The sequence below is a fragment of the Ideonella sp. genome, from assembly GCF_035254525.1.
GTDB lineage: Bacteria > Pseudomonadota > Gammaproteobacteria > Burkholderiales > Burkholderiaceae_C > Ideonella.
This window is the reverse complement of the sequence record NZ_DATFAN010000032.1, coordinates 1-8,357: the sequence shown is the minus strand read 5'-3', so window position 1 is coordinate 8,357 and position 8,357 is coordinate 1. Positions and strand designations below refer to the sequence as shown.

Below are 8,357 nucleotides of genomic sequence, written 5' to 3'. Positions count from 1 at the left end.
GTCACCCCATACCCCGGGGTGCATGGCGGCGGGTGGGGTTGCGCCATTGACACCCTCGAAATTCAACGACGCGGTATCGGTTCGAAGGCGTGCGAGAACCTTGTAGGTCACAGTCACCGGCTTTGCATCGAGGACGTTGCCGTCCGCATCGACCGCCCCCACCAGCAGATGGGCCGTGTGGTCACCGACGGCCGCCGTGCCCGACAGGCCGATGGTCACGGTGTAGGGCGACGCGCTGCCCACCATGTCGGCACCGACCCAGGGCTCGACCGGGTAGGCCGGATCGAATGCCAGGCCGACGCCGGCGATGCCATGTCCGCTGACGCTGACGGTCAAGGTCTGGGATTCAGGCGACTGCGCGTCCTCGTAACTGTCGGCCAAGGTGACCGACGACGCACTGACGCTGACCGTGGCAGACGGCGTATCGCTCCCACCACCACCGCCGCCACAGGCTGCGAGTGCACCGGCGATCGCCACGCCCGCGATCCAGCGCAGGCGTGACCATGTATGCACGCCCGGCAGGCGCGCCAAGTTCCAAACCATTGGGAATCCCCCTGATCGATGTGATGACTGTTTCGGCGCTGCGTGACCGTGCTGCACGCGCAGGCCGGTCGGCCCGGCCGATGGCCACCGGCGGCCATCCCTCGCTCACAAATGTTAACAATCGAGCGGACCCTCTTCCAGCCAAGGCGGTCACGTTTTGATGAAGTTTGAGGCTCGGCAAGCCGGGGCCCGGATAATCCGCCGCCATGATCGGCCGCCTCTCGGGTTTGCTCGCGGAAAAATCCCCGCCGCTGGTGCTCATCGATGTCAACGGCGTCGGCTATGAAGTCGACGTGCCGATGAGCACGTTCTTCAATCTGCCGGGGCTGGGTGAGCGCGTGACGCTGCTCACCCACCTCGTCGTGCGCGAGGATGCGCACCTGCTCTACGGCTTTCTCACGGCGAGCGAGCGCAGCACCTTTCGCGAACTGATCAAGATCTCCGGCGTCGGGCCGCGCACGGCGCTGGCCATCCTGTCGGGGCTGTCGGTGGCCGATCTGTCGGGCGCGATCTCGCGCCAGGAAGGCGCGCGGCTGCAGAAGGTGCCGGGCATCGGCAAGAAGACGGCCGAGCGGCTGCTGCTCGAGCTCAAGGGCAAGCTCGGGCCGGACCTGGGCCTGCCGGCAGCCCAGGTGGCCACCGAAGCCCAGGCGGACATCGTGCAGGCGCTGGTCGCGCTCGGCTACAGCGAGAAGGACGCCGGCGCGGCGTTGAAGAAGCTGCCGGCCGACGTCGGGGTCAGCGAAGGCATCAAGCTCGCGCTCAAGGCCTTGGGCTGAGCGTGGTCGGCCGCTGCGCCGCCTGAAGTCAGTTCGCGCCCAGGGCCTTGACCGGCACGCTGAGCTGCAACGTCTCCTTCTTGCCGTCGCTGGCCTCGATGGTCAGCGTGAGCGGCACCTGGTCACCGGCCTTGAGCTGCTGCTTCAGCCCCATCAGCATGACGTGGTAGCCACCCGGCTTCAGCTCGACCGTCTTGCCGGCCGGCAGGTCGAGGACGGGCACAGCGCCCATCTTCATCATGCCGCCCTCCATCTTCATCTCGTGGATCTCGGTCACGCCAGCCACCGGCGACGCCACGGCCACCAGCTTGCCGCCCTGGGCCGAGGTGATCTGCATGAAGGCGCCGCTGGCCTGTTGCTGCGGCACGGTGCCGCGCGCCCAGGCGTTGGCCACGGTGGTCTGTGCCAGGGCCGGGGCGGCGAGCACCGCGCCGAGGGCCAGCATCACCCAGCTGAAAGACTTGTTCATCGCTTGCTTCCTTGTTGCAGGCCGTGAAGAAGACACGTCGGCACGGTGGCCTGGCGCAGGCCGTGTCGCCGTGGATTGTGATCGGGGCACCGCGTGACGCATGACGCTGCTCAGCGGGCCGCCGCGGCATCGAGCCAGGCGCGCAGCTCGTCGGTCGACGGCTCGCCGGTCACCAGGCGTGCAGGCCGGCCCGGCGCCAGCAGCGCGACATAAGGCGTGACGCCGCGCCACGCGGGGTTGACGCGGTAGCGCAGCGCCGCGGCCTGGCCGTCGAAGGCGAACAGCCGGTCGGTGACGCGGTAGTGCGGCGTGGCGAGCAGCGGCGCATCGTCGGCACCCGGTGCCGCATCCATGACCACCGCGGCCAGACGGGCGCCGCCACGGCGGCGATGCAGCACGCTCGCCAGGTGCTCGATCGCGGCCGGGCAGTGGCCGCAGTCCGTCGTGGTGAAGACGACCGCGAGCGGCGCCTTCAGGCCGGCTTGCAGCGCGGGCCAGGTGTCGGCTGTGAAGGCCTCGACAGCCTGCGGTGCGCCGCTCGCGGCGACGACTTGCACGGCCAACGCAAGGCCCAGGACGAGGTCACGGAACGAGCGCATGGACTTGGGCTCCTTCGAGGGTGCGCCAGAAGGCGAAGAGCTGCTCGCCGCGGCGTGCCAGGCGCGGGTGGTCGTTGTCCAGCGGCGTGGCCGCCAGGTCCTTCAGAACGAAATGGCGTCCGTCGTCGGCCGACAGCCACGCCCGCAGCCGCGTCTGCCCGCCATCGAAGCTGCGCCAGACGATGGCCACGCGCGGGCCGGCGCTGATCACGTCGGCGTGCTCGGCGGCTTCGTCGGGCAACACCTGCGGCGCGCCCAGCGGTTGCCCGTCGGCCGACAGGCGGCCGTAGCGCGCGCGCATGTCGCCATCGCGCTGGCCGAACCACACGGCGTGGTAGCCGCCGCCGGCCGCGCCGGCCAGGCCCGGCCCGTGGTGCGGGCAGGCGTTGACCGCCCAGCGGTCCAGCGTGGCGCGCACCGGTTCGGCCGCCGCGGGCCGGTCCAGGCGGGCGAAACCGTGGTCGCGCTCGCTGGGGGCGAAGACGTGGCGCCACATCGCGGCCAGGCTGCCGTCCGGCGTGCCGGCCAGCGCGATGCGGCAGCACTCGCAGGTGTGGTCGGCCAGCTTGGTGTCGGGGCCGAAATGGGCACCGCCATCGGCCGATTCGTTGCGGTAGATCGCCGCGCCACGGTAGGCGCTGCCCTGAACCTCGAGGTCGCGTTTGTCGATCCACAGCACGTGCAAGATCCCGCGGGCATCGAAGCCGATGGCCTCGAAGCGGTGCGTGATGAGCTGCCGGTCGGCGTGCACGGTGAACGGCGCGCCGAAGTGCGCGCCGCCATCGGCGCTGCGCAGCATGCGGATCGCGCCGGTGTAGGGCTTGGCCAGGGGCTGGGTGTAACTGATCACCGCCGCGCCGCCGGGGCCGAAGGCGATCTTCGGCCGGTTCTCGCCGTCGGCCGAGATGTGCTCGTCGGCGGCGAGCCACCGCGGCGCGGACCAGCTGCGGCCTTCGTCGGCGCTGTCGCGCACGAAAAGGCGGCCCTGCTCGTCCAGGCCGGTCCACCAGAGCCGGCCGTCGGGCCCGAAGGCCACGCCGCTGCCCAGCGCCGCCGCCTTGTGGGGCGCCGCGCCGGCCGCCTGCGCCGAAGCGCCGAGCAGCGACGCAAGGCACAACACCAGGCCGGCCCGCAGCAGCCCGTTGATGCTTCGCAGGCGCGTCATTTCCACACCCGCAGTTCGGTGAACACGGTGCGGCCGGGATACGGGTGGGCCTGGTAGCCGCGCGCATCGGCCACGTTGTCGATGCCCAGCGCCAGCTCCACGTGGGGGTGGATCTGGTAGCTGCCGCGCAGGTCGACGAAGGTGAAGGACGAGACGCCGCCGTAGACGTCCGGGTGCGTGTCGAGGTTGTAGGTGTCGTTGTAGGCCCGGCCCGAATGGCGCACGCCCACGCTGGCCATCCAGCGCGGGGCTGGTCGGTAGGCCGCGAGCAGGTTGGTGCGCACGCGCGGCACGCGCAGCCAGGCCTTGCCGACCATCGCCGGGTCCTTGCTGTTGGCGACCACCGTCGAGTCGGCCCACGCCAGGTTGGCATCGACCGACAGGCCTCGCAGCCCCCAGTCCTGCGCCTGCCAGGCGAGTTCCACGCCGTAGGTGCGCACCCGGTCGACGTTCGAGATGCGGCTCACGCTGCGCGTTCCCACCACCTCGCTCTGGCGCAGGATCGCGTCGCGCACGTCGTCGTGGAACAGGCTGACGCGCAGGTGGTGCCGCGCCCAGTCCTTCTCGGCGCTGAGCTCCAGTGCGTCCGAGCGCTCCGGGCGCAGCGCCGGGTCACTGAGCGATTCGCTGCTCGCGGTCACGGTGCCGTTGTAGAGCTCCTCGACGTTCGGAAAGCGCAGCCCGCGGCCGGCGCTGAGCTTGAGAAGCCAGTCGTCGGTCAGGGTCCACGCAAGCGAGGCCTTGGGGCTGGCGCCCGACAGGCGGCGCTCGCCGTAGGCCGCCAGCTTGTTCTTGCTGCCGTCGGGGTTCGGCACGCAGACGGCGGTGTCGCCGGGCACGCAGGCGGTGCCGGCCGGGATGCGCGCGAGCTGCTCGCCGTCGTAGGCGCGAAAGCGCTCGTGGCGCAGGCCCAGCGTCAGGCTCAGGTCGTCGCCCAGGGCCCAGGCGTCCTGGGCGTACAAGGCCTCGACCTCGGTGCGCCCGCGGTAGCGCTGGTCCAGCGTCGTCGCGGTGTCCTCGTCGCGCCAGTCGGTGGTGACCCAGGTCGGGCTGTCGAGCCGGTAGCCGTTGCGGTGCGCGCCGAAGGTCAGCGTGTGCCGGCCGCCACCGAAATCGCCCGGTGTCGGCAGGTAGGCCGCCTGCAGCTCCAGCGTGTTCCAGCCGGTGCTGTCGCGCCGGGTCAACGTGCCGGCGCCGCCCGCGGCGGCCACCGGGTCGGGTGCCAGCGCCTGGCGAGCGAGGTCGTCGACGATGCGGTAGTTCGAATAGACCAGCGAGCCGTTCCAGCCGGTCGCGTGGCGGGTCTTGAGCGTGAGGCCGCCGTGCAGGTGCGATTCGTTGCGGGTCGAGGGCGCGAACGCGGTCGCCGGGATGTCGAAGGTGTGGTCGCCGTCGGTCACGTAGCCGCTCCAGACGGTCCGGCCATCGCCGTCGCGCAGGAACGGCGCATTGCGGATGTCGCTGTCGTTGCGCCAGCCGCCCAGCATCGCCTGGGCCTCCAGCGCAGGGCCGAAGCGGTAGCCCAGCTTGAGCTTGGCGGTGTCCTGCCGGGTGTGGTCGATCGCGCCGCCGCTGGCGCCGAAGACGGCGCGCCGCACGCCCTTGGGGTCGGTGTCGTAGGCGATGCCGGTGACGCGCGTCGGCGTCACGCCGTTCGGCGGCGTGACCACGGCGAACTCCCCGGTCGCGGCATCCGCACCGACCGTGTAGTACTGCATCGGCTGCGAAGTCGAATCCTGGTGGTTCAGGCTCAGCGCGGCCCACAGGCCGCCGTCGAAGCGCGCGCCGAGGTAGGCCGAGGCCTGGTGGCCGTCATAGTCGCCGGACTGGCCGTAGAGGTCGAAGTGCTGGGTGTAGCCGGTGAGGCGCGCCGAAGCCTCGAAGTCGCGCGGCTCGCGCTCGGTGATCGCCACCGTAGTGCCGATCGAGTTGCCGGGGTAGATCGCCGAAAAGGGCCCGTACAGCACGTCCACCCGCGCGATCGCCTCGGGGGTGACCATGTTCCAGCGTGGGCCGTCGAAGCGGCCGAGGAAATTGGAGATCAGGTAGCCGTCCACGTAGGCCAGTCCGCGCGAGGGCTGCAGTGGGCCGAAGCTGCGGCCGCCGATCAGCGCATTGCGGTCGCCGGCGTAGCGCTTGCGGATCGTCGTGTTGGGCACGTACTTCAACGCGTCTTCGGGGTTGAACAGGTTCTGCTCGCGCAGTTCCTCGGCCGTCTTGCTGGCACTGCTGCTCGGCACGTTGCGCGCCAGGCCGCTGCGCGCGGCCGTGGCGGCGACGGTCACGGTCTGCAGCTGGGCGTCGGTGGCGACCCCCTGGGCGTGGGCGGCAGGCGCCAGTGAGAGTGCGGAAAGGGCTGCCAGTGGCAGGGTGGCACGGCGCAAGGCCGGCGCGCGGGCAGCGCCGCGCGGGACGGAATCAGGCATGGGACACAGTCGCTGGCCCCGGGCAGGCGAGCGTTCGCCGCGGGGCGGGTTCGGCAAGGACCGCAAGGGCGGTCGGCGGCGGGCCGGGCAATGCCCGGCCGATGCGCGTCAGGCCAGAACCGGCGGTGCGCGCGGCTGCGCCGCGGCCCAGGCGAACAGCGGACGCGGCGCGTGGAGGAACAGGCGCGGCAGCAGCGCGCGCGGGGCCGTCACGGCCACGGCGTTGGCGGCTGCCGGCGGCAAGGGCGCGTCGCCGGACAAGCCACACAGCGGGCAGTGATCCAGGTGGCTGCCGCCCTGCACCGTGCCCGAGGCCTGGCCATCGTCGGCCGCCGCGAGCAGCCTGGTGCCCTGCGGCGTGCAGATCTCGGCCCAGGCCGCGTTGCCCGTGCCCGCGGCGAGCAGGCGCGACACCGTCGGCACGAACGCGAGCGCGAAGATCGCCACGAAGGCAATCCAGCTCAGGCGACGCCGAAGGTGTTGGAAGGCATGCACGGCGCCGATTCTAGGGGCCGACCCGCAGCCGCCCTTTGCGGCCTGTCATGACCGGGCGGCTGCCGCGATAATCGCTGTATGTCCATCCAGACCGACGATTTCGGGCTGCCCGAGCGGGCGGTGCAGCGCGTGGTGACCGCCCAGCCCGCGTCGCCGCAGGAAGAAGCGCTCGAACGCGCCCTGCGGCCCAAGGGCCTGGCCGAATACGTGGGCCAGGCCAAGGCGCGCGAGCAACTCGAGATCTTCATCGGCGCGGCGAAGAAGCGCAGCGAGGCCCTCGACCACGTGCTGCTGTTCGGCCCGCCCGGCCTGGGCAAGACCACGTTGTCGCACATCATCGCCAACGAGCTCGGCGTCAGCCTGCGCCAGACCAGCGGGCCGGTGCTGGAAAAGCCCAAGGACCTGGCCGCGATCCTGACCAACCTCGAGCGCAACGACGTGCTCTTCATCGACGAGATCCACCGCCTGTCGCCGGTCGTCGAGGAGATCCTCTACCCCGCGCTGGAGGACTACCAGATCGACATCATGATCGGCGAGGGGCCGGCCGCGCGCTCGATCAAGCTCGACCTGCAGCCTTTCACGCTGGTCGGCGCGACCACCCGCGCCGGCATGCTGACCAACCCCTTGCGCGACCGCTTCGGCATCGTCGCGCGGTTGGAGTTCTACACGCCCGAGGAGCTCACCCGCATCGTCACCCGCTCGGCCGGGCTGCTGAATGCCCCGGTCGACGCCGCCGGCGCGCTCGAGATCGCGCGTCGCTCGCGCGGCACGCCGCGCATCGCCAACCGGCTGCTGCGCCGGGTGCGCGACTATGCCGACGTGAAAGGCCGCGGCCACATCGACAAGGCGATCGCCGACCTCGCGCTGAAGATGCTCGACGTCGACCCGGTCGGCTTCGATGTGATGGACCGCAAGCTGCTCGATGCGGTCGTGCACCGTTTCGACGGCGGCCCGGTCGGGCTCGACAACGTGGCCGCGGCGATCGGCGAGGAGCCCGGCACGATCGAGGATGTGATCGAGCCCTACCTGATCCAGCAGGGCTACCTGCAGCGCACGCCGCGCGGGCGTGTGGCCACGCTGCTGGCCTACCGCCACCTGGGGATCACGCCGCCGCAGCGCGGTGGCGGTGACCTGTTCGACGCTGCCGGCTGATCAGGCCGCCACCGCCGAGCCGGCCGGGCGCGATGCCGGCGGCGTGCAGATCCAGCCGGCGGCCCACAGCAGGGCCAGCACCCCCAACGCGCCCAGGCCCAGCGCCGACGGGGCCAACGCGTGGGAGAACCACAGCAGCAGCAGCGTCGCCGCCATCGCAGCGACGAAGACCAGCAGCGCCGCCACCTGCCGCGCCGCCGTCAGCGGCGGGTCGTAGCGCTGGCGCTGCAGCACGAAGGGCTCGCCGGGGAACATGGCCGCCACGTCGGCCGGCCGCCAGCCGGGCGGCGCGAACCAGCGCCTGGCCTTGTCGGCCCACGAGCGCGTGTACCAGCAGTCGCGCAGGATCTCGGCGTAGAAGCTCAGGTTGGCCCACACCGGGTTCCAGCTGCGCAGCGGCTTGATCGTGCCGTAGACGCAGGGCTCGGCGTCGTCCTCCTCGACGAAGCTGCCGAACAGGCGATCCCAGACGATCAGGATGCCGCCGTAGTTCTTGTCGAGGTACTTCTCGTTCACCGCATGGTGCACGCGGTGGTTGCTCGGCGAGCAGAACCAGCGGTCGAACCAACCGAGTTTTCCGATCTGCTGGGTGTGCACCCAGTACTGGTACAGCAGGTCGATCAGCGCCACCACCACGAATACCTTGAGCGGCACGCCGAGCACGGCCAGCGGCAGGTAGAACAGCCAGCCCAGCAGCACGCCGCTGCCGGTCTGGCGCAGCGCGGTGGA

Annotated in this window: 8 protein-coding genes and 1 pseudogene; 2 read left to right on the top strand and 7 right to left on the bottom strand. The window is 71.2% G+C overall.

Annotated features, from left to right (window positions below; translation table 11 throughout):
* A pseudogene (locus VJ693_RS03410) lies at positions 1 to 543 on the bottom strand (hypothetical protein); the annotation flags it as partial.
* A gap of 206 nt (positions 544 to 749) precedes the next feature.
* Between VJ693_RS03410 and ruvA the strand changes: the two are divergent.
* A complete protein-coding gene (ruvA, locus tag VJ693_RS03405; protein WP_324152063.1) occupies positions 750 to 1,322 on the top strand; it encodes a Holliday junction branch migration protein RuvA in 573 nt (190 codons plus the stop codon).
* Positions 1,323 to 1,350: 28 nt separating this feature from the next.
* Here the strand turns inward: ruvA and VJ693_RS03400 are convergent, their stop codons facing one another.
* From VJ693_RS03400 to VJ693_RS03380, 5 genes are all read right to left on the bottom strand, one after another.
* Positions 1,351 to 1,791 carry a copper chaperone PCu(A)C gene (locus VJ693_RS03400; RefSeq protein WP_324152062.1) on the bottom strand — a complete coding sequence of 147 codons (441 nt, stop codon included), beginning with the start codon at positions 1,789 to 1,791 and terminating at the stop codon, positions 1,351 to 1,353.
* A gap of 110 nt (positions 1,792 to 1,901) precedes the next feature.
* Positions 1,902 to 2,390 (bottom strand): hypothetical protein, encoded by a 489-nt coding sequence (locus VJ693_RS03395; RefSeq protein ID WP_324152061.1) that lies wholly within the window; start codon positions 2,388 to 2,390, stop codon positions 1,902 to 1,904.
* Entirely contained in the window at positions 2,374 to 3,555 is a 1,182-nt protein-coding gene (locus tag VJ693_RS03390) for a hypothetical protein (RefSeq protein ID WP_324152060.1), read from the bottom strand. The genes VJ693_RS03395 and VJ693_RS03390 overlap by 17 nt, the downstream gene beginning before the upstream one ends.
* Positions 3,552 to 5,981 carry a TonB-dependent receptor gene (locus VJ693_RS03385; protein WP_324152059.1) on the bottom strand — a complete coding sequence of 810 codons (2,430 nt, stop codon included), beginning with the start codon at positions 5,979 to 5,981 and terminating at the stop codon, positions 3,552 to 3,554. Before VJ693_RS03385 ends, VJ693_RS03390 begins: the two co-directional genes overlap by 4 nt.
* Positions 5,982 to 6,089: 108 nt before the next feature.
* Positions 6,090 to 6,476 carry a DUF2946 domain-containing protein gene (locus VJ693_RS03380; protein WP_324152058.1) on the bottom strand — a complete coding sequence of 129 codons (387 nt, stop codon included), beginning with the start codon at positions 6,474 to 6,476 and terminating at the stop codon, positions 6,090 to 6,092.
* Positions 6,477 to 6,554: 78 nt separating this feature from the next.
* On the opposite strand from VJ693_RS03380, the gene ruvB reads away from it, so the two are divergent.
* The gene (ruvB, locus tag VJ693_RS03375; RefSeq protein WP_324152057.1) at positions 6,555 to 7,628 is read left to right on the top strand and encodes a Holliday junction branch migration DNA helicase RuvB; all 1,074 of its coding nucleotides are present in this window, start codon (positions 6,555 to 6,557) and stop codon (positions 7,626 to 7,628) included.
* On the opposite strand, the gene VJ693_RS03370 is transcribed toward ruvB, so the two are convergent.
* Positions 7,629 to 8,357, bottom strand: a 729-nt coding sequence (locus VJ693_RS03370; protein WP_414652218.1) for a sterol desaturase family protein, incomplete at its 5' end; no start/stop codon positions are given.

Bases quoted from the DNA above. Each gene is read 5' to 3' on its own strand.
- VJ693_RS03390 (WP_324152060.1), bottom strand. From the start codon at position 3,555: ATGACGCGCCTGCGAAGCATCAACGGGCTGCTGCGGGCCGGCCTGGTG.
- VJ693_RS03385 (WP_324152059.1), bottom strand. From the start codon at position 5,981: ATGCCTGATTCCGTCCCGCGCGGCGCTGCCCGCGCGCCGGCCTTGCGC.
- ruvB (WP_324152057.1), top strand. From the start codon at position 6,555: ATGTCCATCCAGACCGACGATTTCGGGCTGCCCGAGCGGGCGGTGCAG.
- ruvA (WP_324152063.1), top strand. From the start codon at position 750: ATGATCGGCCGCCTCTCGGGTTTGCTCGCGGAAAAATCCCCGCCGCTG.
- VJ693_RS03395 (WP_324152061.1), bottom strand. From the start codon at position 2,390: ATGCGCTCGTTCCGTGACCTCGTCCTGGGCCTTGCGTTGGCCGTGCAA.
- VJ693_RS03400 (WP_324152062.1), bottom strand. From the start codon at position 1,791: ATGAACAAGTCTTTCAGCTGGGTGATGCTGGCCCTCGGCGCGGTGCTC.